Consider the following 23,518-nt stretch of genomic DNA (forward strand, 5'->3'; position numbering starts at 1 on the left):
TCTTCTATTTCGTGTAAATCTCATTAGCTTGTTGAAATTTGCAACGTAGGAAGGGTTAGAAGGATGAGAAAGATTATTAGCGTTTTAGTTATTTTCTTTATGACGGGAAGCATCTTTGCTGGGGGAGCTGTTCATGCAAAGGCAGAAGGAAAGCATGAGGGGAATGCGAATAAGTTTTTAAATATTGCACATCGCGGAGCAAGTGGACATGCACCTGAGCATACTTTTGCTTCTTATAATCTAGTGAAAAAAATGAAAGCGGATTATTTAGAGTTAGATATCCAATTAACAAAGGATGGCCAATTAATTGCAATGCATGATACAGCAGTTGATCGCACTACAAATGGAACAGGCGAAGTACGTGATAAAACGTTAAGCGAAATAAAGAGTTTAGATGCAGGATCATGGTTTAATAAAGCGTATCCAGAAAAGGCTAAGCAAGAGTATGTTGGGCAAAAAGTTCCAACTCTTGAAGAAATTTTTCAAAAGTATGGAAGAAGTATGAAGTATTATATTGAAACAAAATCACCAGATGTGTATCCAGGAATGGAAGAGAAATTGTTGGCGTTGTTACAAAAATATAATTTAGTAGGTCAAAACATGTCTTCTAGCCGTGTTATGATTCAATCATTTAGTAAAGATAGTTTGAAAAAGATTCATAGTATGAATGAAAATATTCCGTTAGTTCAATTGCTTTGGTATTATCCAAATGAAAACAATGAAATTGTCGAATGGTCTGGCATTACACATGAACCGAAAAGTGTAACGAATGATGATTTTCAAGAAATTAAAAAGTATGCAGCTGGTATTGGACCAAACTTACGTAATGATAACGGAGAATTAATTATTGATGAGTCATATATGAAAATGGCTAGGAAAAATGGACTGTTAATTCACCCTTATACAATTAACGAGAAACCAGATATGAGACTGTTAATCAAATGGGGTGCTACAGGAATGTTTACAAATTACCCGGATCGATTACATAGTGTATTGAAGGAAAAATAAGTGGAAAAGGGTATACCAGTGTTTTAGGTATACCCTTTTAATTTAACTCCCCGATAAACAGAATCTCTTTTTCATAGCATTCATCTAAATCATAAATAATTTCTTGAAAGCGAAGTGTTTGGAAGGAATGATAAACTGAAATTTTCCATGTCTCCCAAAAATCAATTTCATTTGAAAGAAGAATCCATTTTTGAAATTCACTATTTCTATTAAAGAAATTATGAAAGTAGTCCTCATTTTTAAATATAATGATTTGCGAATCACACAAATTATTTATAGAAATCAAAACAACAACTCGATATGTATATGTATCGCTCGGTTTCATATTTATTAAATGATTTGCTTGATTTAATAAGGTTTGAATACATAATCGCTTTACTTTTCTAGGTGTTTTACGAGAGTCAATAAAAGCTTGCGAAACTGGCAATAGCATATTCCAATATTCATCGTTATAGAAAGTAGAAGGGAACGTTTTTGTATGTTCCTCAATTCGTTTTATCATAGTGTTTGTTTTTCGTTTCATACCACGTATTTTCTTTTCACGCATTGAGAGTCATCTCCATAAATTTTTGTAATGCAGCAGAGTGATATATATCTTTTCTAGTAATAAAAGTAGTAGGAACTTTTTTGAAGCTATTTGGCAAAGGGTTGAATGATATGTCATGTTGATGACCATTTAAAATAGACTTCATCATAATTGCTACGCCCATACCTGATTTTACACATGCGAGTATCGCTTCAATTGTTCCAAACTCTAATACTCGTTTAGGTGAAATTCCTTCTTCTTGAAGCCAATTTTCTAATAAATTTCTATAATAGCACCCGTGACTAAATGCAAGTAAATTCATGTCTCCTATGTCTTTAAAGGAAGATAAAGGCTTTTTGCTAATGAGAACTAATTCTTCTTCACGAAATATATTTGTATGAAGTTCAGAATGCTGAGTAGAGCCAGCTATAAACGCTCCATCCAGTTTTCGTTCTAATACAAGTCTAATCAATTGTTCCGTCGTATTTGATTCTAAAATCAATTCGACTTTTGGGTATTCCTCATAATAGGCCGTTAATATAGATGGAAGTCTTACAGCGGTTATAGATTCTGTACATCCAATTTTTAAAGTGCCTCTTGGTTCGATCCCATTACTTTGAACTGCTTTAACAGACTGATTCATTAAGTGGATAATTTGTTTGGCGTATGTTAATAAAATCTCACCGTTAGAAGTTAAAGTTACACCTTTTCCGTTTCGGTAAAATAAAGGCACACCTAATTCGTTTTCTAGTTGTTTCATACGCATTGTCACGCCAGACTGTACATAGTTTAAATTTTTAGCTGCGTGAGATATGTTTTTTTCTTTCGTAACTTCGTAAAATACAGTTAAATCTTTTATATCCAAGTATCATCCCTCCAGAAAAGGTATCATTTTTTTTGATGGATCACATGATAAATCTTTATTTTATATGATATCAGAACTTTCATACAATGGAAGGGGATGGAGGGATTATTGTGTTAATGGAAGAAAGGGTGAATAGTACTTATAAGTGGGTTATGTTAATTTTTGCGACGGTTGCTCAAACTACAGCGACACTTATAACGTATGGTGTTGGAGCGTTTGCTTTATTTTGGAAAGAAGAATATGCACTTACGAATACGGAGATTGGATTGTTAGTAAGTGTTGTAAATATAGGACCGCTATTTTGTATGCTTTTTGTCGGGCGGCTACTTGATCAATACAATGAAAAGTTGTTAATTTCGATAAGTTCATTTTTACTAGGGGGTTCGTTTTTACTGACTAATATGGTCAATGGATTTAATGGGTTACTCTTTGTACTTTTATTAGTAGGAACGTTTTATAGTGTTTCGCAGCCAGGAGGAAGTAAGGTGATAATGAAGTGGTTCTCAAAAGAAAATCGCGGGTTAGCGATGGGGATTAGACAAGCCGGTATACCGATTGGTGGTACATTAGCGGGAGTATTGATCCCGTTTCTTACAATAAAATATAATATGGCCTATGCGGTAAATAGCATTGCATGCATTTGTATAATTGGAGGGTTTTTATTTTTTATATTTTATAAGGAACCATATATTCAAGAGAAAGTTAAACAAGAACGTATTAAACTTTCTTTTTGGATGCAGTTAAAAGAAGTGATGTGTAAAAAAGAGTTATATGCAATTTATATAACTGGCATTTGTATGATTTCATTGCAAATGGTGTTAGTTGGACACTTTATAAAATTTTTAGTATTGGAACAATCAATCACACCAATTTTAGCCGGAAAAGTATCTTCCGTTATGTTCTTTTCTGGAATGGTTGGTAGGGTTATATTAGCAGCTACTAGTGATTTGTTTTATAAGGGAAATCGGCGTACCCCCTTATTTATAACTGTTTGTATTTCTATTTTCTTCATTCTAATATTAGTAATGAGCATACATACAATAACTAATGTATTGTATGGTGTAAGTGCATTGTTAGGGTTCTTTTCAATTGGATGGTTTAGTCTTTTTATAGCTGAAGTTGCAGAATCAGCAAGTGAAGAATCAGTAGGGATGACAGTGAGTTTTGCACTTACATTAAATCAAATCGCTATTATTGTTGCGCCTGCTTTATTCGGTTATATTGTAGATGAGAAGGGATATACGTATGCGTGGTTGTGCATAGTTGTATTACTAACTATTTCAGCGGTTAGCTTATATAGGAAGTGTAGAAAATGAAGGAATGTTAGCAATGTAAATTTTTTATGAAGAAAGTCTAAAGAAATGTTGAATGAGCGACATTTCTTTTTTTATTTGTTGTATAATCAAAATGTAAATGAGATTCGTTTTCAATTTCGTTCATTACCTCTTTTGAAATTACCTGTAATTTTAGCCATAATTAGCTGTTTTTCTTTATTGTTATTTGCATGATTTATTTTATTTAAAAATTTTTCAGCATCATTTCCTTTTAATGTGATGATTTGTTTTCCGTAATATTCAATTAATATCATGTTGTTTTTTGTTATCCGATAATGAAACATCTTATCATCTAAACGATTGCGTTTATCGGTGTTTTTCATATTACATCTCCATTCTTTTTAGTATGTAACAAATGTTACAAAAGAATTTGAAATTATAGTGTAATGCATCCGATTGTATGTTGGAAATTTTGCAAGAAAGAAATACAATAGAGAGTAGTCAAAATCGAAAATGAGAAAAAGGAATCTAGTTTTAACAGAGTGAATATTAAATAATATTATAATATACTTGATAATTAAAAGATATAAAATAGAATGGATATACGTTAAGTGAAACTAGATAAAAGAGGGTTCCTAGTATGTTAAAGAAATGGTTAATCATTTTCTTTATTTTTGCTGTTTTTTGTGGAAGTGTTGTTACACTGATACATGCAAATAAAGGAAAAAAATATGATGCAAAGGCATTTTCTAATGTAAATAGTAAGAAAAAAGATGTTAAGCAGGAAGTTGATGCGAATGAGAAAAAGCGTTATGAAATTGCAGCTGGAAAACTAGATCAGTACTTAAAAGATAAAGGATTTAATGGGAGTGTTCTTGTAGCAAGTAAAGATCATGTCATTTTACGAAAGGGCTACGGCTATGCGAATGTGAAAGATCAAGTATTAACAACGCCAAGAACGAAATATCGCATTGGGTCTATTACGAAAACAGTTGTTGCAATATCTATTATGCAACTAAAAGAAAAAGGGAAGTTGAACATTGAAGACAATGTAAATAAATATATCCCATCGTTTCCGGCAGATAAAAACATTACGTTACGAAACTTGTTAACACATACGTCTGGATTACCAGAACAGGGACAAGGTAGTGTTGACGCAGCATCACGGTTAAAATTAGTAACGTGGATTGGGGCACAAACGTTACAATTTCCAGCAGGGACAGGCTGGAAATATACAGATTATAATTATATGGTGCTTGCATATATTGTAGAAAAAATATCGAATAAACCACTTGCTGAATATGTGAAAGAAAATATTTTGACTCCTGTTGGAATGCATGAATCTGGAATGGGCGCAACACTCCCAGAAGATATTTTCTTAGCAGAAGGGTATACGAAAAAAGATAATAAGTTAATAGCCACGCCTCGCTTAAAAATGAACTGGCTGTATGGTTGTGGTGAAATGTATACGACTGTTGAAGATATGAAAAAGTTAGATGAAGCTATTATGGATGGTAAACTACTTTCCAAACAAAGTGTATCAGATATGTTTTCTGCATCACCTGCAAGAAAATATGGATTTAGTTTCTATATTTACCCAGATTATTATCATAACCACGGTGTATTAGCTGGCTGGAACACTTTTAATAATTTTAACTGGGATAAACGAACGTTTGTCATATTATTTTCTAACGTCCAAAATGGTATGAATGATGCATTTAATCAAGAATTTAGGAAAATGGCGAATGATTTAATAGAAGGAAAGTAATTATAAAAAAATCGGTATTGATATGTAATTATCAATACCGATTTTTTTATTTTGTAAAGTTTTACTTACTGAATAAAGTGAAACTTTAATCAGCAGGGCCCCACCTAACTTCTTTGCTTTCGCTGAATTTTGAGGTGGGGGTCTTACTGCCCACAAATAGCGGGATAAATAGGTGAAAAAGGTGATTGGCATTTGAATAAATCTAAATAGGTCGTTAAATGCTAAGTAATGCAAAGAACAATTGGTAATTTTTACATTGATAAAAAAGCTTGAGCTTCACACTATGTGAAGCTTTACAGTATTGGAGACAAGAACAGGAGGTTGAAAAAATGAAAAAAGCAATAAAGTTTTGTTTAATAGCTACATTATCTACAACAATTATTAGTGGATGCTCTTTTGAGGGTAACAATGAAAATGTTAAAGGGAAAGAAGGGGAAAAAGTAGAGGTACAGAAAAATGCTGGGAAATATACGATGCCAGATGAAAAAGATAAACATGAAGGTACATGGCTGCAATGGCCACATGAATACACATATGGTGAAGAGTATAAGAAGGAAGTTGAACCTATTTGGGTTAAGATGGCAAGTGCTTTAACTGAGGGTGAGAAAGTCCACATTGTTGCATATGACCAGGAAGAAAAAGAAAGAATCAATAACCTTTTAACAGATGAAGGGTTAAATATGGAGAAGATTGATTTCTTTATCGCGCCTACTGATGATGTATGGGCAAGGGACAGTGGACCAATTTTTGTTTATGACAGCAATAAAAATCTCAAAATATTAGATCCAGCATTTAATGGTTGGGGGAAGAAAACACCTTATAAAAATGATGCTCAAATACGTAAGAATGTGAGTAAACAATCAGGAATTGAAAGAATTGATTGGGGGAAATTTGTCCTTGAAGGCGGCGCAATTGAATTGGACAGCAATGGGACTGCGTTATTAACTCGAAGTGCGGTAACGAATAAAAATAGAAATCCTGATTTATCAGAAAAGGAAATTGAAAAATATATAAGTGACCTTGGGGTATCAAACTTTATTTGGTTAGACGGAGTACCTAATTTAGATATTACGGACTTTCATATTGATGGATTTGCTAAATTCCATAATAAATCTACCATTGTAACGATGAAAGAAGATGACCTAGCCGAATGGGGTTTATCTAATAAAGATATGGATACATTGTTAGATGCAAAAAATGCTTCAGGACAGAAATATAAGTATGAATACTTGCCGCTTAGTAAAGAAAAGGTTGCTTTAGAAAATGGAAAAACTCTCGATTATAAGGGGTCGTATATCAATTATTATATCGGAAATACAGTTGTATTAGTGCCTAATTATAATGATCCGAATGATAAAATCGCAAACGATACGATTCAGAAGTTATACCCAGATCGTAAAGTAGTCGGTATTGATGTGAGAGAGTTGTATAAAAACGGTGGTATGATTCATTGTGTGACACAACAACAACCAATTGCATTGAAGTAATTAATTGTAATTTCGTTGTGCTGCTATATAGACAAAATAGGTGAAATCTTATCTTTACCTATTTTGTCGTTCCTTATTATTTGTAAAAATAAAATTTAAATATAATGATAATCGAATTATAGTGTATGTTCGCTTTTCGTTTTATATGGTAAAGGAGAAAAATGTTTGTGTTAAAGAATTTTAAAATAGTGTTTTCGTATTTCCCTATCGTTTTACAGTACATTTTAAATGTAGCTTTAATTTGCTTAGGAGTTGTTCTAAGTGTGTTTCTTATGAAAGAAGTCATTCAGTTTAAACAAGAACTGAAATTGGATGGTAATGAATCTAGTTATCATTTAATTGATAGTATCGTCGTATTCTTTTTGTACTTTGAATTCATCGTAATGATTATAAAGTATTTTCAAATGAATTTTCATTTTCCATTACGATATTTTATATATATAGGTATAACAGCTATTGTTCGTCTTATTATTATAGATCACGATAGTCCGTTAGATTTATTGTTATATGCCTGTGCAATCTTTGTATTAATTAGTGCGTTGTTCATTGCAAATTCTAAAATGATGCGTCGTGATTTAGAATAGTGGACATTTGTTGTTGAATTAAATAAGATATTTTATCTTTTTGAAAAAAGGAGTAACGGTATTGAAAGAAATAATCTTAACCAGCCTCATAATGATAGGGTTTATGATTCTATTATTTAATTGTATACTTTCATAATTTAAAAGAATAAAAGGTTAATAGAGAAAGAGGTTTTTGTAAATATGGTTCATTACAATAATCAAAATAGTTTACATCAAATATTTACATTAAAAGGGACAATTATAAGAGATATTTTCCCGCAAATCGTATTATATACGTGTATTTCAACAATAGTAGCTGTAATTAATTATTACTATGCAGAAATAAATATAAATCAGACTCCTTGGGTAATCGTCGGAGGAGCTTTAGGATTACTATTAGTGTTTCGTACGAATACTGCCTATGATCGGTACTGGGAAGGTAGAAAGCTCTTTGGCACGATTGGTGCTTGTACTAGAAATTTAGCAATTAGTTTTTTATGTCATTGGGATTCTAAAGGGAAGAGTATGGAGCAGGAAAAAATAAAATTTTTACATTTATTAATTGCATTTCCAAAGTTAGCGAAAGGACACTTGAGAGAGGAAAAAGATCTATCTGAAGTGAAATCATTGCTTGCTGTCTGTTCTGAGAAGGAAAAAGCATTTTTGGTTGAGTCCAATCATTTACCGATTAGTATAGTTTTTATGTTGAAAACTATACTATCAAAAGGTTTGAAAACGGGGCAAATTCATCCAAATGCGATAATTAGTATGGAAACAGATTTGAATACGTTACTTACATCTGTGGGTGGATGTGATCGTATCAAAACAACACCTATTCCTTTTGCATATTTTGCTCATATAAAAATTTTATTGATTATATTTTGTGCAACTTTACCGATTGGTCTTGTTGATAGTCTCGGATGGTTTACAGTACTTGCGACTACGTTTATAAGTTTTGCATTCATAGGTATTGAAGCAATAGGGGTTGAAATTGAAGATCCCTTTGGTCAGGATCCAAATGATCTTCCGCTAGAAGGAATTTGTATAGGAGTAGAAGCACATTTAGTGAATTTATATAATCAAAACGATCTATTAGAAGTAATGGGTTTGAATCTTGATAAAAAAATCATTTAATCATTTATTGTTGTTTTAAAATAGGTTATTTAAAAAACTTGTCAAGAGTCAATTTAAGGCTTAACGTCAGCTTTATATTTTTTATATAAATATATAATATTTCTCCATGCTATAATCCATTCATGAAATATACGCGGTTCATGAGTTGTAATGAAAAGAGAAATGAATTGAGGAATAGTTGGCTTTGTGAAATCAGTTATGTAACTACTATTAAAAAGCGAGGTAAATAATATGGAACAAAAACATAATGGGATTATTTTTACTGCAATACCAGACGAATCGAATGAATATTATCAACCATTTTATGAAGACTTGATTTACTTTAATGAATGTTTAAATGAAAAGAAATCAATTGCAGATCAACTTATATCTTTATCTGTTGAAGAACAAGACTTTCATACGAGCTGTTTTGAGTATGATGATATTTGGCTAAGAGATGTTGCACCGGTTGTCACAAATCATCTAGTTAAATTTAAATATCGACCAAATTATTTGCCAGATGATCAAGGGCGATATTTAGATCAACAGTTTAATAAATGGTTGAAAAAGAATGACTTTGAATATGTGAAATCCCCATTAATATTAGATGGTGGTAATCTTATTTGGAATAAAAAAGATACCGTAATATTAACAGAACGTATATTTGATGATAACGATGATTGGACAGAAGAGGAAATTATTGAGCAGTTAGAATGGGATTTAGATGTGAGCCGAGTTATTATTATTCCTGCTGAAGAAGGGGATGTACTAGCACACGCAGACGGAATGGTTAAATTTATTGATGAACATACAATGTTTATTAGTGATTTTTTAGGGGATCATGAATTTAGATATAGTGTTCAAGAGATTATTCAAGAACAAATGCCAGAAGCTGCATTTATAGTTGTTCCTTCATCATATACAGAGAAAGGACAATATGATCAAGAGATAGCATCAGCAAAAGGGTTGTATATAAATATGTTAGAATCATGTGATGCTCTTTATGTTCCTAAGTTTGGACTAGCTAAAGATGAGGAAGTTTTACGATATATTCAACAGTATACGGAGAAGCAAGTTATTCAAATTCATGTAGGAGAAATATCAACAATGGGAGGCGCAATGAATTGTTTAACGTGGTATTGTCCAAGCCATTTGTTACCTTCAAAAATGAGAAGATTAAAAAATCAGAATGAAGATTTTTCAATGAAGAAGATTTTTGATTGGTTTTAATAAATAAGTAATGAAAAGAAAATCTATTCAAGGAGTATTGATATGTATACCATCGCTGAGTTTTCTCGGATTTGTAAAATGAGTACGCGGATGTTAAGACATTATGACAAAGAGGAGATATTAAAACCGGCATATGTGAATCCGGTTAATGGGTATAGGTATTATGAACAAGGGCAGCTAGAAGTAGCGTTGAAAATCAAAAAGTTAAGGGAGTATAAATTTCCTCTTCCAAAAATTAAAATTGTTTTACAGTCATCAGATCAAGATTCGTTTGTTCAACATATACAATCACAAATTATCGAGTTGTCTCATGAAGTGAAGCAAAATTTACAGGTTATTTCAGAAATGAATGAAATGGTAAAGGTGAATAGTAGTCTAAATATTGCTCGTCATAGAAATTACGATATATTAATGGGAATGAGGAATGAAGTAACGATAATTACTCAAAGAGTAAAAATAGATATAGATGATATGGATGATTATTTTTATGACTTATATGAAGAGGTACAAAAACATAATTTTCAAATAGTCGGTTCACCATCTGCAGTCTTTTATGATGAAGAATATATTCCAAGTAACAGTGATATTGAGTTAAGAATTCCGGTTATGCAGGGGAATGATGAAGACGTAGCACAAGAGTATGAAATGAAACAACTAAGTCCACATCATATCGTTACTACTATGCATTATGGAAGTTACGACTATATAGGTTACGCTTATATAGCGTTAGAAGAATGGATTGAAAGAAATGGGTATGTGATAATTAATTCGCCATATGAGGTTTATATAAAGGGACCTGAATGTGATTGTTTAGCAGAAGAGTATGTGACACAAATTTGTTTTTTAGTTACGAAAATAGAATGAGAATAAGGATTGACATTAACATTATGTCAATCCTTATTCTATGTACGAAAGCAATTTATCATAATAAAAAGGCGAAATAAAGAGTCACCTTATAAAGTTGCTACAAGTAAATGAAGATATTCCTGTTGACCTTAACACGATGTCAAAGTATAGACTGTACGTACATTCATATAAGGGGTGAACACGTATGAGAAATATAGAAAATAGTTTGTTTTATATGCCTGCGGAATGGGAGAAGCATGAAGGTACATGGCTCCAATGGCCACATGATAAAACACATAGAGGTGAAGGTTACAGAGCTAAGTTAGATGATATTTGGACATCGATGGCAAAGGAGCTTCATTATGGAGAAAATGTCTATATTGTTGTATGTGATGAAGAAGAAAAAATACATGTCCAATCGAAGTTAATGGAAGCTAATGTAAATATGGATAAAATTGATTTCTTAATTCAAGAAACTGATGATATTTGGATAAGAGATAACGGACCAATCTTTGTAACGGATAAGGAAGGGAATCGCTGCCTAACGCACTGGATATTTAATGGTTGGGGAAATAAATATCCGTACGAAAAAGACGCTAATATTCCGAATAAAATAAGTGAAATGTATCGCATTCCAAAAGTTGAATCTAGTGTCTGTCTAGAGGGCGGGGGAATTGAGATAAACGGAAACGGGACCTTAATGGCGGCGAAAACGTCTATTATAAATGAAAATCGAAATCCCACACTAAGTCAGAAAGAAATTGAAATGGAGTTAACGAAATATTTAGGAGTAACGAATTTTATATGGATAACTGGTATACGCGGAGAAGATAATTATGATGAAGATACGGATTATCATATTGATGGCGCGGCACGGTTTGTAAATGAAAATACGATACTGTATGAATATGATCCTTTCGATGAAGGAGAGCCATACCTTTTGGAGGCATACGAAAAGCATTATCAAGAATTGCGGCAAGCGAAAAATATAGATGGAAAGCCATTTCAGCTCATTCCAGTACCAGTAACAAGACAAGTGGTAAAAGAAGCAGATTGTAAAGGATCGTACTTGAACTTTTACATTGGTAATGAAGTCGTATTGGTACCTATATACGGTGATGAACATGATAAATTAGGGTTTCAAATCATTGAAGGTCAATTTCCAGGGAGAAGAATTGTCGGTATATATGTTAACGAATTGTATGCATACGGTGGCATGATTCACTGTGTGACGCAGCAGCATATAAAATAATTCAAATAAAAAGCATGCAGAGCATATACTCTGCATGCTTTTTATAATGCTGAAAACTCCTCAACAAGTTGAGTGAATTGTTTCAAGGCACTTTCAATTGGTTCTGGCGTTGTTAAATCGACACCAGCTTTTTTCAGTAGGTTTAGTGGATAATCAGAACTTCCACCTTTCAGGAATTCGATATAATTTTTCTGGACATTCGGATCACCGCTTAATAGTTTATCAGCGATTTGAATGGCAGAGGCGAAACCAGTTGCGTATTTGTATACGTAAAATGGACGGTAGAAATGAGGAATTCTAGCCCATCCGTATTTTACTTCTTCATCAAATACAAGTGAATTACCGTTATATTCTCTAAATAGCTTTTCATAAATTTCACTGAAGACTTGTGCATTTAATGGTTTACCTTGTTCAGCCATTTCATGTGTGATTTTTTCAAATTCTGCAAACATGATTTGTGTAAAGAAAGTACCTTTAAATTTCTCAATAAAATGGTTAATTAAATGGTTACGCACGTTCGTTTCTTTTGCTTCTTTTAATAAATAGTGAATTAATAACACTTCATTTACTGTAGAAGCGACTTCTGCGACAAAGATGGAATAATGCGCAGAAATTCTTGGTTGGTATCCATGTGAATAGTGCGTATGCATACCGTGACCGCATTCATGAGTAAGAGTGAACAGGCTGTTTAAATCATCGTGATGATTTAAAAGAATGAAAGGATGAACACCGTATACGCCAAAGTTATAAGCACCAGAACGTTTTCCTGGTGTTTCTCTTACGTCTATATATCGTTTATCTTTAAAACTTTTTAATGTTTCAATATACTCTTCTCCTAAAGGAGCTAGTGATGCAATCATAATGTCAAATGCTTCACTATATGGAATGTCTTGTTTTGCACCTTCTACTAAATCAACGCCTAAGTCATATTGTCTTAGTTCATCTACGTTTAATTTTTCTTTTCGAATTTCATTGTATGTATGTAATGTTTGAATGTTTTTTTTCGTTGTATCAATTAGGTTTTCATATACTTCTTTCGGAACCATATCGCCAAATAATGATTTCTCTAGCGCTGATGGATAGTTTCTTAGCTTCGAAACGGTAACATTATTTTTAATAGCAGCGGATAAAGTAGATGCGATGGAATTCTTTAACTGAACATATGGTTTGTAATATGCTTTATAAGCTTCTTTACGCTTTTCACGATGCGTATCTTCTATTAACTTTGCATACATTCCGCGTGTTAAGTTCACTTTTTCTCCATCGTCAGTCGTCACTTCACCAAATAATATATCTGCATTGTTTAACATACCAAATGTGTGCTGTGGAGAAGAAAGAGCTTCACCCATCTGTGATAAAATTTCTTCTTGGTCCTTATTCAATACATGTTTTTTATAACGGTATAATTCAAACAAGTCTTCTTTATAATATTGTAAGCCTTCTGTTTCTTCTATGTAAGAATGTAATGTGCTTTCGTCTATGCTAAGTAAGAAGGGGGAAAAGAAAGATTTCGCCGCACTTACTTTCACGTGTAATTGTGATACTTTATCGACAAGAGATTGCGCGTCAGTATCGCGTGTATCAAGGTCAGATTGTAATCGTGCATAAGCGAACATTAAAGATATTATGCTAGAAATTTCTTCACTCTTCGTTAAATAAGCTAATAAACTATTGCCATCGTGAATATTGCCATTAAACTCGTGTAACTCCTTCGTTAATACTTCAATTTTATGAAAATCACTTTCCCAATCTTCAATTGTATGGTAAATGTCTGTTAAATCCCATTTTTCTATATCAGCTACTTGTAATCGATCTTTAAGTTCTGTCATAATCATTTCCTTTCTAAACATGTAGTTATATTTCTATATAACTATGAAATACAACAAATTGCAAAAAATCCCTGCTGAAAATTGAAAAGCCTTGCTAAAATAACAAGGCTTACATACTTATAGTGCAATTCCGAATTTTGAATGTAAAAGGTTTGTATATTGCATGTCTGTAACGGTTTCTTTCGTTTTTTTACCATTTTTCGCTACTGTAAGGCTATCTTTCGTTAAAGAGGCATGCCCATCTTCAGTTAGTTTTACAATAAGAGGTACTTTATTAAAGGGTGATCCTTCATGTTCAACGATAATTTTTTGTGCTGTATTTGCTTTTTCTTCATCCACTTCTTCTATATAAAATGCATAGCCTAACGTCCAATCATCAGCAGAAGATTGATCCAAAAACTCATTGTTTTTCCGCATCTCTAAAATGTAGTTTCCCTTTTCGGTCATTTCTTTACGAATACGATAATCTCCTGTAACAGAGTGAATGACTTCACCTGAGAAAGGGACAGGGGCAAGAGGTAAGTATGATCCGAATCCTACTTCAATTAAATAAAGTTCATTATGATGTGTTAAAACGGTTGCGATATGGCCAGAATCAACAGCCCATATGGAGTTTGCAGCGTTATAAACTGTTCCTGAAACGAGATGAACATCGAATCCAGAATCTTTCAGGAAGTAATACATAGTAGGATTGAGTTCATAACAAAGACCGCCACGGTTATTTACTAAAATTTTCTCTTTCAAATTTTCTTTTGATATTTTTTTAAAATTCTTTTCGAGAATATTTAAGTTTTCAAAAGGAACAGTTTGTGCCATTGCGTACATAATGTTAGATAAATCTTCAAATGAAACTGTGTCTTTTTCTTCTATATATAATCGTGCGAAAAATTGTTTTTGAAAGTCTGTCATAGAAATCCCTCCGTTATGTTTTTATAGGTAAATTGTAAACAATCTTGAATAGGATGTGAAATTAAAACTACGTTGAATATTTGAAGTGAGATTAAAAATAATGTGGGAGAGTGAGAGATTGCTACTTTACTAACGGAGGAACGAATATTATAATAATTCTGATAAACTATGCAAACGCTTTCTTAGAAGGGGATGATGTACAGATGTTTAAAAGAATAACAATAGTCGGATTGTCAGGTATTTTGTTTTTACCTGGTATATATGGGGAGAGTAAGGCATATGCAGATACAGTTAACAATGGAACGTTAATGCAGTATTTTGAGTGGTACGCTCCGAATGATGGTAATCATTGGAATCGTTTGCGTATTGATGCTGAAAATTTAGCACAAAAAGGAATTACATCTGTTTGGATACCACCTGCATATAAAGGAACTACGCAAAATGACGTAGGATATGGAGCGTATGATTTATATGATTTGGGGGAATTCAATCAAAAGGGAACAGTGCGGACGAAATATGGGACGAAAGCACAATTGAAATCTGCAATTGACGCTTTACATAAGAAAAACATCGATGTATACGGTGATGTAGTTATGAATCATAAAGGTGGGGCTGATTATACGGAAACTGTCACAGCAGTTGAAGTAGACCCGAGCAATCGAAATGTTGAAGTATCAGGTGATTATGAAATTAGTGCGTGGACAGGCTTTAACTTTCCAGGGCGTGGAGATTCTTATTCTAATTTCAAATGGAAATGGTATCATTTTGATGGAACAGATTGGGATGAAGGAAAGAAATTAAACCGAATTTATAAATTTAGGGGCATAGGTAAAGCATGGGACTGGGAAGTGTCTAGCGAGAATGGGAATTATGATTATTTGATGTACGCGGATCTTGATTTTGATCATCCAGATGTTGCGAATGAAATGAAAAAATGGGGAACGTGGTATGCGAAGGAATTAAATTTAGATGGCTTTCGTTTAGATGCTGTTAAACATATTGATCATGCATATTTGCGCGATTGGGTAAATCATGTTAGACAGCAAACAGGGAAAGAAATGTTTACAGTAGCTGAATATTGGCAAAATGATATCCAGACTTTAAATAATTATTTAGCGAAGGTCAATTATAATCAATCTGTGTTCGATGCACCACTTCATTATAATTTTCACTATGCTTCAACAGGAAATGGGAATTATGATATGAGAAATATTTTAAAAGGAACGGTAGTTGCGAATCATCCTACACTTGCGGTTACTCTAGTTGAAAATCATGATTCACAGCCTGGTCAGTCATTGGAATCTGTAGTGAGCCCTTGGTTCAAACCGTTGGCATATGCATTTATTTTAACGCGTGCAGAGGGATATCCTTCTGTTTTCTATGGTGATTACTATGGTACAAAAGGAAATAGTAACTATGAAATTCCAGCGTTAAAGGACAAAATTGATCCGATTTTGACGGCACGAAAAAACTTTGCATATGGTACGCAGCGGGATTATTTTGATCATCCAGATGTAATTGGCTGGACAAGAGAAGGTGATAGTGTACATGCTAATTCTGGTTTAGCAACATTAATCTCTGATGGACCAGGAGGGTCAAAGTGGATGGATGTTGGGAAGAATAACGCAGGGGAAGTATGGTACGATATTACGGGTAATCAAACAAATACTGTAACAATTAATAAGGATGGTTGGGGACAATTCCAAGTAAGTGGAGGATCAGTTTCCATATATGTTCAGCAGTAATTTGGTGATGAAAAAGAAGAGGTAGACTGAAATATAAGTTTTCCTCTTCTTTTTATATTGTGCATATTTATCCCGCTATTTGTGGTCAGTCCGATTGGTGAGGGCTTATTAAAGTTTCACTTTATTTTTCCTGAATTTTTATTGTAATAAAAGAGTTAGTCGACCTTTATAACAACAAGAGAGGCATTGGAATATATAATGTCACCCGTGGCTTCTCTTATTCGTACTCGAAGAACATCCCCTTGATTTAAAGGTAGTAAATCAGTTCTGGCAGATGTAGCTCTTACCCCAGAATCACCACCAACTCGCGTTTCGATTGCGAATTGAATGGAATCGTTTATTGTAAGATTTAATATACTAGACGATATAGCTTGTATTACAAATACAATTGAAAAGGATACAGAGTACACGCCAGTGGTATCAATTGTAATAGAATTATTTAATGGATTTAGAGTAGTTCCACTAGCAGGTCCTGGAATGGTAAAATTAACATTTGTATTAACTACTGCTGAAAAACCGATTCCTACTTCAGAAGTTATTGTTCCAAATACGGGAAGGATCCCTAAACCGGCTGCGCCAGTAGGACCTGTAACCCCGTAGGACCAGTTATTCCGATTCCGGTAGAACCTGTACCCCCAGTAGGACCAGTTATTCCAATTCCGGTAAAACCTGTCGCGCCGGTAGGACCTGTGATTCCAGTAGGTCCGGTGGGGAATGTAAATGGTGGAATTGATGGTAGTGTGGGACCGATTAAATTTGGTTCCAGAGCAGTTCCATGTAAAATACTATATTCTTCACTCATATAGTAAACCTCCTATCATTGCTTGTCATAATTATTAAATGTATCAGGGGAAGGAAATGACATTCGCAATACGGAGGCGCTTCTTATAATTTCTCCTCAGCGAATATAGGTCTAATTTAAGAAATATTGAAGTGTAGAGTTGCGTACTACTGAAGTATGGCACCTTTACTTCTCACGTAACATATAGTATGATGATTTCAATAAATTAGATTTCAATGACTATAATATAAATTAATGAGAGGTGCTTTTTGTGAGTGCGGTAGGTATTAAATAGGAAAAATTTAATGAAATAAATCGGATAAGACCAGGGGATTTTTATGTGCACCATACCCCTAATTTTGTCATGCATTTATTTCAAAACCTATGAAGATACCTACAATACTTTATAAAGCGTGTAATAAGGGACTGCCATCTATTTTTTATGGCTTATTTCCTCATATGTTATTACACATGCCTTGTAAATGTAAAAGCTGCGGTATCCCCCGCAGCTTTTTTGTATATGTTTTTATTGTATAATTATGGAATTTTATATATGGCTCATTGGAATCTAATGAGTAGGTATCTTCATTTATGATAAAAATCAATCATAGTGAGGAGAAACAAAATGAATACGATGACTTTTGAAAAGTTACAGTATAACGAATTAAAGGATATAGTGAAATCTTATTGTGTAAGTGGATTAGGTAAGGAGTTATTAAATAAATTAGAGCCGAGTACGAGTATAAATGTAGTGAGAAATCGCTTGAATGAAACGACAGAAGCACGAGCTATATTAGATGCAGAAGGGCATGTTCCTTTCTTCGGCATTTCTAATATTGCTAGTACAATTCAAAAATTAGAAAAAGGGATGATTTTAGATCCAGAAGAATTAGTAAGTGTTTCAGACTTTTTACGTGGGTGTAGAAAGATTAAAAAGTTTATGTTAGATAAAGAATTTTTTGCACCAGTATTAGCTTCTTATGCAAATTCAATGACTGAATATAAAAGTATTGAAGAGGAAATTAACTTTTCAATTAAAGGAAATAGTATTGATGTAGCTGCAAGTAAAGAGTTAAAACGAATTCGAAATAATATCGATTCTGTAGATGGGAAAATAAAAGAACGTTTAACGAAGTTTTTAAATAGTAGTGCAAATAAGAAATTCATTCAGGAATTTTTTATTAGTAAAAAGGATGACCGTTATACGATTCCAATTAAATCTTCCTATAAAAACCAAGTTGCCGGAAGTATTATTGAAGCCTCGGCAAAAGGTTCTACTGTATTTATAGAACCGCATACGGTTACGAAATTGAATGCGGAACTAGCAGGTTTGAAAGCAGAAGAAGCGATGGAAGAATATCAAATTCTAGCGACTTTATCAGGAATGGTAGTAGAAAATATTTATCATATAAAAATTAATATGGAATTGATTAGTCAGTATGATATGGTGTTTGCGAAAGCGAAGTTTAGTAAATCGATTGATGGAATAGAACCGAAGTTAAACGATCATGGCTACATTCATTTAGTGAATTGTAAGCATCCGCTTTTAACAGGGCAAGTTGTACCGTTACATTTTAAAATTGGTCAAGAGTATCGTAGTTTAATTATTACAGGGCCGAATGCGGGCGGAAAGACAATTGTGTTAAAAACGATTGGATTGTTAACATTAGCTACAATGTCAGGTCTTCATATTGCAGGAGATAAAGGTACAGAAATCGCTATTTTCGAAAATGTATTCGTAGATATTGGTGATAATCAAAGTATTGAAAATGCACTAAGTACATTTTCGTCTCATATGAAAAATCTTTCTGAGATTATGAGGATGTCAAATAATAATACGTTACTTTTATTTGATGAAATAGGGAGCGGTACAGAACCAAATGAAGGTGCGGCACTTGCAATTTCTATTTTAGAAGAGTTGTACTTTGCGGGATGTATTACCGTTGCGAGTACGCATTACGGAGAAATTAAACGATTCTCAGAAATGCATGATGACTTTATGAATGCAGCGATGCAGTTTAATAGTGAAACGCTAGAGCCGCTTTATAAATTAGTTATCGGAAAATCAGGAGAAAGTAATGCACTTTGGATTGCGAATAAAATGAGCGTAAAAGAACATGTACTGAAAAGAGCGAAAGAGTATATGGGAAATAAAGAGTACGCTTTAGAAAAAGTGAATGAAAGTAAAATTAGAAAACCGAAATTTGTACAAGAAAAAAGAGAATCTCATTATGAGTACAAAATCGGCGATCGTGTGAATTTATTGGATCATGATGATTTTGGTATCATCTATAAGGAAAAAGATAATTTGTATAACGTTGTTGTATATTATAACGGTGAATTCGTTGAAGTAAATGTAAAACGTATTACTTTAGAAGTAGCAGCGAAGGAGTTATATCCAGAAGGATACGATTTAAATACACTATTTGTTGATTATAAAGAAAGAAAAATGCAACACGATATTGAGCGCGGATCGAAAAAAGCACTGCGTAAAATTCAAAAAGAAATAAGAAAGAATAGAGGATAAGTTAAAATGGTAACGATTAGACAAGAACAAAAAAATGATTATAGAAAAACAGAAGAAGTCGTAAAAGAAGCATTTTTAAAGGAAGAATTTAGTGATAAAACAGAACATGAACTTGTAAAACGTATTAGAGAATGTGACGCGTTTGTTCCAGAGTTATCAATTGTTGCGGTAGATGAAGATATAGTTGGTCACATTATGTTATCGAAAATTACAATAGAACAAGGTGGAACTTCTATAGAATCGTTAGCACTTGCACCAGTTTCAGTTGCTAAGGGCCATCAGAAGAAAGGAATTGGCGGAAAACTGATCACGGCTGCTTTAGAAAAAGCGAAAGAACTTGGATACGGATCAGTTGTAGTATTAGGACATCCAGAGTACTACCCGAAATTTGGTTTTAAGAAAGCAAGTGAGTGGAATGTAAAAGCACCGTTTGAAGTGCCTGAAGAGGTATTTATGATAATGGAATTAACAGAAAATGCTCTTGAAGGTGTAGAAGGAATTGTACAATATTCGAGTGCTTTTGCTGAGTAGGAGTATCGGATAAGAAATGTAATCGTAAAAGATGCTATCTTTTTGTATGGATATATAGAAAGATAGCTTTTTTATTAAGCGGATCTACTGACGTATATTTTGCTTAATGAATAATTGAGGTGGTAAAATTAATATAGAAATGTAAAGGGAGAGAATAGAATGAAGAATCGAGAAACAGATAGCAATGAGAATGTAGTTACGTTATATGTTACAAGACACGGTAAAACAATATTAAATACGAATCATCGCGCGCAAGGTTGGGCAGATTCTCCTTTGGTAGAAAAAGGTGTTGAAGTTGCCACAAATTTAGGAACAGGATTAAAAGATATTCATTTTATGAATGCGTATAGTAGTGATAGCGGCCGCGCAATTGAAACTGCTAATTTAGTATTAAAATATAGTGAGCAATCAAAATTGAAACTTGAGCAAAGAAAAGATTTGCGAGAATTAAATTTCGGTATTTTTGAAGGTGAAAAACTTGAGAATATGTGGGATGTGGTTGGAAAAGCTGCAGGCGTTGCATCACCAGAAGAACTTATGAAGTTTTCTATTCAAGAAGTGATTAATCTTATTAGAGCAGCAGATCCTACGAAACAGGCGGAAGATTGGAAATTATTTTCTACTCGTATAAAAACAGAGATAGATAAAATTAGTGAAGAAGCTGCTGGAAATGGTGGCGGTAACGTTTTAGTTGTCGTTCATGGGCTTTTGATTACTACTTTAATAGAAATGTTAGACAGTAGCAAAACAAAACTTGGAGTGGAAAATGCTAGCGTGACGAAGATTGTATATCAAGATGGAACATACACAGTCGAGTCGGTTGGAGATATGAGTTATGTTGCAAAAGGGAAAGAAAGTGTTGAAATATAATACTATCTCAAATAGATATAAGAAAAGGAAGTTAGTAAAATCTAGCTTCCTTTTTATTTTTTAGTGCATCATTTATAAGGTTATATGGGATATTATGATGATTATTTTCTATTGTGTAGAATGTTTCTTTGTTCAACAATTGGGTCATTTAATTGAATAAGGGCGTATTTTTTTGAATAGGACCACTTTGTTAAAAAGGATACATCCAATTTTTAGCGAATACAGGGTTATAAATAAGAAAAAGTGGTGAGATAAATAGGAAAAGAATGTAATTCCTTTTTGGACAATAAAACAGAAAAATGTATAATTAACAGGCTTCAGAGCTCGGGTTGTGTTTTTGCAGAAGAAGAGACCCGGTTACTTATTTCAGCAGCCCGAACTCCAGAGGACCTCAAGAGAATGGTGGAAATGCGAGCCGATGGTTTGCCACTTGAATATGTTATTGGATACGCAGAATTTTGTGGGTTGCGGATAGAAGTGGACCGGGATGTTTTCGTACCTCGTCAACGTACCGAGTTTCTTGTTCACCAAGCAGAAGCTCTGTTATGCTTTGGTGATATCGTCGTTGATCTATGTTGCGGTTCAGGTGCTGTGGGTGTAGCTCTGGCGGCAGCTTTAGGAAGAGTTGAATTGTATTCGGTTGACATTGATCCTGTCGCAGTACGATGTGCTAGCCGCAACGTAACAAATTTCGGTGGCCATGTTTTTGAAGGTGACTTGTATAAAGCTTTGCCTCACACACTTAAAGGCCATGTGAACACCCTAGTTGCAAATGTACCTTATGTTCCTACCGAGGCAATAAAGCTGCTTCCACAGGAAGCCCGCCTACATGAACCGAAAATGGCGCTAGACGGAGGAGAGGATGGACTCGACATTCAGCGAAGAGTAGCAAAAGAAGCATTTCTCTGGCTCGCACCGGGAGGGCATCTTTTAATAGAGACTAGTGAAATGCAGGCAACTCAGACCGTTGAAATCTTTGCTGATGCTGGGCTTACTGCGAGAGTGGCTAGAGACGAGGAATTAGATGCTACTGTTGTTATAGGATTAAAATCTAGTTTTTAGCTTAAATCGGTACGTAGCCTTATTCATAAATAAAAATGATAATTTTCTAGCAATATACAAATAAAAGAACATATGCAATTAAAGGGCGTTTTAATTGCGCAAGGAGCTCAAAATTTATTCAAAAGCTATACTGGCCCGTTATTTGAAGAAGAAAGGAGATAACATATTAGTCATATAAAATATGTTATCTCCTTTCATTTATCAATTTTTTTCATTTAGGTCTTGATAAAGCTTCCTTTTTTATTGGAACGATTATGGAATTAATAAAATCTTCCCAGTACTTTTTCTGCTCTCTAATAATTTATGTGCAAGAGCACCATCTTGTAAGGCGAATGTAGTAGGACTCGCGATGTTTACTTTTCCACTAGTGATCCAATCGAATAATTGAGTAGAGCGCTGCTTACGTTCTTCAAAAGTAGTAAGCACGTTCCAAAGGTCTCCACCAGTTAAAGTTTTTGAAGTATCCATAAGCATACGCGGATCAACTGGCGCAGGATTACCACCAGCCATTCCGTAAAATACGACAGTACCGCCAATTTTAGTAGCGTTAAAACTTTCCCCTAATGTAGAACCTACTGATTCATACACAACATTTACTCCAGTTCCATTAGTCATTTCAAGTACTTTCATATGCCATGCTTCGGTATATAAAAATACGTGATCGGCACCAGCTAATGTAGCTATCTTTGCTTTTTCTTTTGATGATGTAAGACCAATTACTGTTCCGCCCTGTAGTTTAATCATTTGAATCAGAAGTTGACCAACGCCACCAGCCGCAGCATGGACTAAAGCTGTATCACCTTGTTTTATTTGATAGCTATCTTTCGTTAAATAATGTGCCGTTAATCCTTGTAATAAGACAGAAGCGGCTGTTTCAAAAGAAATAGAATCCGGAAGTAGGATGGCTTTTTCTGATGGAACGGCAACTAGTTCTGCATTTGCAAATGGAACATCAGCAAATGCAATACGGTCTCCAGGGGTGATAGTTGTAACATTAGCTCCTACTTCTTCAACAATACCAGCCCCTTCATAACCTAATATATAAGGCGGATTACCAGCGAGATGATAATCACCGCGGCGTCTATAAATATCAGCGAAGTTTAATCCGATTGCTTTCGTGCGTACTAGAATTTCATTTGGGTTTATGGTTGGATCGTGTATTTCTTTATATTGTAGTACATCTGGACTTCCAAACTGTTCGAAACAAAGTGCTTTCATATGGAATACCTCCATTTTATTGTTTGTCGATGCTCTTTATCATACAATATAAATATCAATAGACAAAGAGGATTATTTCGATGAAATCAATCGAAAATACCGATTGAAAAAGAA

Annotated in this window: 20 protein-coding genes and 1 pseudogene; 14 read left to right on the top strand and 7 right to left on the bottom strand. The window is 33.8% G+C overall.

All coding sequences use genetic code 11. The features are described 5' to 3' along the window. The first annotated feature begins 63 nt into the window (after positions 1-63). A complete protein-coding gene (locus ACTJJY_RS16060; protein ID WP_098400787.1) occupies positions 64-1,008 on the top strand; it encodes a glycerophosphodiester phosphodiesterase in 945 nt (314 codons plus the stop codon). Between the two features lie 37 nt (positions 1,009-1,045). On the opposite strand, the gene ACTJJY_RS16065 is transcribed toward ACTJJY_RS16060, so the two are convergent. Together ACTJJY_RS16065 and ACTJJY_RS16070 are read right to left on the bottom strand one after the other, a co-directional pair. After that, a complete protein-coding gene (locus ACTJJY_RS16065; protein ID WP_023522636.1) occupies positions 1,046-1,555 on the bottom strand; it encodes a DUF3916 domain-containing protein in 510 nt (169 codons plus the stop codon). Beyond that, positions 1,548-2,399: a LysR family transcriptional regulator gene (locus ACTJJY_RS16070; RefSeq protein ID WP_440605980.1), complete on the bottom strand. Its 852-nt coding sequence runs from the start codon at positions 2,397-2,399 to the stop codon at positions 1,548-1,550. The genes ACTJJY_RS16065 and ACTJJY_RS16070 overlap by 8 nt, the downstream gene beginning before the upstream one ends. Positions 2,400-2,485: 86 nt before the next feature. Here ACTJJY_RS16070 and ACTJJY_RS16075 point away from each other — a divergent pair, with 86 nt between their 5' ends. Then, on the top strand, positions 2,486-3,715 hold the full coding sequence (locus tag ACTJJY_RS16075) for an MFS transporter (RefSeq protein WP_440605981.1): 1,230 nt from the start codon (positions 2,486-2,488) through the stop codon (positions 3,713-3,715). A gap of 110 nt (positions 3,716-3,825) precedes the next feature. Here ACTJJY_RS16075 and ACTJJY_RS16080 read toward each other — a convergent pair whose 3' ends face one another. Next, positions 3,826-4,056 carry a hypothetical protein gene (locus tag ACTJJY_RS16080; RefSeq protein ID WP_440605982.1) on the bottom strand — a complete coding sequence of 77 codons (231 nt, stop codon included), beginning with the start codon at positions 4,054-4,056 and terminating at the stop codon, positions 3,826-3,828. Between the two features lie 257 nt (positions 4,057-4,313). Here ACTJJY_RS16080 and ACTJJY_RS16085 point away from each other — a divergent pair, with 257 nt between their 5' ends. From ACTJJY_RS16085 to ACTJJY_RS16115, 7 genes are all read left to right on the top strand, one after another. Continuing rightward, entirely contained in the window at positions 4,314-5,441 is a 1,128-nt protein-coding gene (locus tag ACTJJY_RS16085) for a serine hydrolase domain-containing protein (RefSeq protein WP_440605983.1), read from the top strand. 329 nt (positions 5,442-5,770) lie between these two features. Next, positions 5,771-6,928, top strand: coding sequence for an agmatine deiminase family protein (locus tag ACTJJY_RS16090; protein WP_000709178.1), 1,158 nt, complete (start codon positions 5,771-5,773; stop codon positions 6,926-6,928). Between the two features lie 167 nt (positions 6,929-7,095). Then, a complete protein-coding gene (gene psiE, locus ACTJJY_RS16095) occupies positions 7,096-7,512 on the top strand; it encodes a phosphate-starvation-inducible protein PsiE (RefSeq protein ID WP_440605984.1) in 417 nt (138 codons plus the stop codon). Between the two features lie 180 nt (positions 7,513-7,692). Further along, positions 7,693-8,625, top strand: a complete 933-nt coding sequence (locus tag ACTJJY_RS16100; protein WP_153592450.1) for a bestrophin family ion channel — start codon at positions 7,693-7,695, stop codon at positions 8,623-8,625. Between the two features lie 231 nt (positions 8,626-8,856). Next, positions 8,857-9,834: an agmatine deiminase family protein gene (locus ACTJJY_RS16105; protein ID WP_048564528.1), complete on the top strand. Its 978-nt coding sequence runs from the start codon at positions 8,857-8,859 to the stop codon at positions 9,832-9,834. Positions 9,835-9,876: 42 nt separating this feature from the next. After that, entirely contained in the window at positions 9,877-10,698 is an 822-nt protein-coding gene (locus tag ACTJJY_RS16110; protein ID WP_153592448.1) for a MerR family transcriptional regulator, read from the top strand. A 187-nt stretch (positions 10,699-10,885) separates the two neighbouring features. Beyond that, on the top strand, positions 10,886-11,932 hold the full coding sequence (locus ACTJJY_RS16115) for an agmatine deiminase family protein (RefSeq protein ID WP_023522628.1): 1,047 nt from the start codon (positions 10,886-10,888) through the stop codon (positions 11,930-11,932). 41 nt (positions 11,933-11,973) lie between these two features. On the opposite strand, the gene pepF is transcribed toward ACTJJY_RS16115, so the two are convergent. Next, complete coding sequence (pepF, locus tag ACTJJY_RS16120; RefSeq protein WP_440605985.1) at positions 11,974-13,761, bottom strand: oligoendopeptidase F; 1,788 nt, start codon at positions 13,759-13,761, stop codon at positions 11,974-11,976. A gap of 117 nt (positions 13,762-13,878) precedes the next feature. Further along, positions 13,879-14,670, bottom strand: a complete 792-nt coding sequence (locus tag ACTJJY_RS16125) for an arylamine N-acetyltransferase family protein (protein WP_440605986.1) — start codon at positions 14,668-14,670, stop codon at positions 13,879-13,881. 203 nt (positions 14,671-14,873) lie between these two features. Here ACTJJY_RS16125 and amyS point away from each other — a divergent pair, with 203 nt between their 5' ends. Beyond that, positions 14,874-16,415 carry an alpha-amylase gene (amyS, locus tag ACTJJY_RS16130; RefSeq protein ID WP_440605987.1) on the top strand — a complete coding sequence of 514 codons (1,542 nt, stop codon included), beginning with the start codon at positions 14,874-14,876 and terminating at the stop codon, positions 16,413-16,415. A gap of 155 nt (positions 16,416-16,570) precedes the next feature. On the opposite strand, the pseudogene betA reads toward amyS, so the two are convergent. Further along, positions 16,571-17,217: pseudogene (gene betA / locus ACTJJY_RS16135) on the bottom strand (collagen-like exosporium glycoprotein BetA). 604 nt (positions 17,218-17,821) lie between these two features. Here betA and ACTJJY_RS16140 point away from each other — a divergent pair. The 4 genes from ACTJJY_RS16140 (at position 17,822) to ACTJJY_RS16155 (ending at position 22,186) form a co-directional block, all read left to right on the top strand. Continuing rightward, on the top strand, positions 17,822-19,723 hold the full coding sequence (locus ACTJJY_RS16140; protein WP_440605988.1) for an endonuclease MutS2: 1,902 nt from the start codon (positions 17,822-17,824) through the stop codon (positions 19,721-19,723). A gap of 6 nt (positions 19,724-19,729) precedes the next feature. Continuing rightward, complete coding sequence (locus tag ACTJJY_RS16145) at positions 19,730-20,254, top strand: GNAT family N-acetyltransferase (protein WP_440605989.1); 525 nt, start codon at positions 19,730-19,732, stop codon at positions 20,252-20,254. 159 nt (positions 20,255-20,413) lie between these two features. Next, positions 20,414-21,124 (top strand): histidine phosphatase family protein, encoded by a 711-nt coding sequence (locus tag ACTJJY_RS16150; RefSeq protein WP_440605990.1) that lies wholly within the window; start codon positions 20,414-20,416, stop codon positions 21,122-21,124. A gap of 279 nt (positions 21,125-21,403) precedes the next feature. Beyond that, positions 21,404-22,186: a putative protein N(5)-glutamine methyltransferase gene (locus tag ACTJJY_RS16155; protein ID WP_440605991.1), complete on the top strand. Its 783-nt coding sequence runs from the start codon at positions 21,404-21,406 to the stop codon at positions 22,184-22,186. Between the two features lie 252 nt (positions 22,187-22,438). On the opposite strand, the gene ACTJJY_RS16160 is transcribed toward ACTJJY_RS16155, so the two are convergent. Further along, the gene (locus ACTJJY_RS16160; protein WP_016123106.1) at positions 22,439-23,404 is read right to left on the bottom strand and encodes a quinone oxidoreductase family protein; all 966 of its coding nucleotides are present in this window, start codon (positions 23,402-23,404) and stop codon (positions 22,439-22,441) included. Between the last annotated feature and the right edge of the window lie 114 nt (positions 23,405-23,518).

The organism is Bacillus sp. 22475 (assembly GCF_052044835.1).
Taxonomy (GTDB): Bacteria; Bacillota; Bacilli; order Bacillales; family Bacillaceae_G; genus Bacillus_A; species Bacillus_A cereus.

Excerpts from the sequence above, each read along its gene's own strand:
- pepF (WP_440605985.1), bottom strand. The coding sequence starts at position 13,761 with ATGACAGAACTTAAAGATCGATTACAAGTAGCTGATATAGAAAAATGG.
- ACTJJY_RS16160 (WP_016123106.1), bottom strand. The coding sequence starts at position 23,404 with ATGAAAGCACTTTGTTTCGAACAGTTTGGAAGTCCAGATGTACTACAA.
- ACTJJY_RS16075 (WP_440605981.1), top strand. The coding sequence starts at position 2,486 with ATGGAAGGGGATGGAGGGATTATTGTGTTAATGGAAGAAAGGGTGAAT.
- ACTJJY_RS16125 (WP_440605986.1), bottom strand. The coding sequence starts at position 14,670 with ATGACAGACTTTCAAAAACAATTTTTCGCACGATTATATATAGAAGAA.
- amyS (WP_440605987.1), top strand. The coding sequence starts at position 14,874 with ATGTTTAAAAGAATAACAATAGTCGGATTGTCAGGTATTTTGTTTTTA.
- ACTJJY_RS16090 (WP_000709178.1), top strand. The coding sequence starts at position 5,771 with ATGAAAAAAGCAATAAAGTTTTGTTTAATAGCTACATTATCTACAACA.
- ACTJJY_RS16065 (WP_023522636.1), bottom strand. The coding sequence starts at position 1,555 with ATGCGTGAAAAGAAAATACGTGGTATGAAACGAAAAACAAACACTATG.
- ACTJJY_RS16100 (WP_153592450.1), top strand. The coding sequence starts at position 7,693 with ATGGTTCATTACAATAATCAAAATAGTTTACATCAAATATTTACATTA.
- ACTJJY_RS16085 (WP_440605983.1), top strand. The coding sequence starts at position 4,314 with ATGTTAAAGAAATGGTTAATCATTTTCTTTATTTTTGCTGTTTTTTGT.
- ACTJJY_RS16140 (WP_440605988.1), top strand. The coding sequence starts at position 17,822 with ATGAATACGATGACTTTTGAAAAGTTACAGTATAACGAATTAAAGGAT.
- ACTJJY_RS16150 (WP_440605990.1), top strand. The coding sequence starts at position 20,414 with ATGAAGAATCGAGAAACAGATAGCAATGAGAATGTAGTTACGTTATAT.
- ACTJJY_RS16060 (WP_098400787.1), top strand. The coding sequence starts at position 64 with ATGAGAAAGATTATTAGCGTTTTAGTTATTTTCTTTATGACGGGAAGC.
- ACTJJY_RS16110 (WP_153592448.1), top strand. The coding sequence starts at position 9,877 with ATGTATACCATCGCTGAGTTTTCTCGGATTTGTAAAATGAGTACGCGG.
- ACTJJY_RS16145 (WP_440605989.1), top strand. The coding sequence starts at position 19,730 with ATGGTAACGATTAGACAAGAACAAAAAAATGATTATAGAAAAACAGAA.
- ACTJJY_RS16080 (WP_440605982.1), bottom strand. The coding sequence starts at position 4,056 with ATGAAAAACACCGATAAACGCAATCGTTTAGATGATAAGATGTTTCAT.
- ACTJJY_RS16115 (WP_023522628.1), top strand. The coding sequence starts at position 10,886 with ATGAGAAATATAGAAAATAGTTTGTTTTATATGCCTGCGGAATGGGAG.
- ACTJJY_RS16105 (WP_048564528.1), top strand. The coding sequence starts at position 8,857 with ATGGAACAAAAACATAATGGGATTATTTTTACTGCAATACCAGACGAA.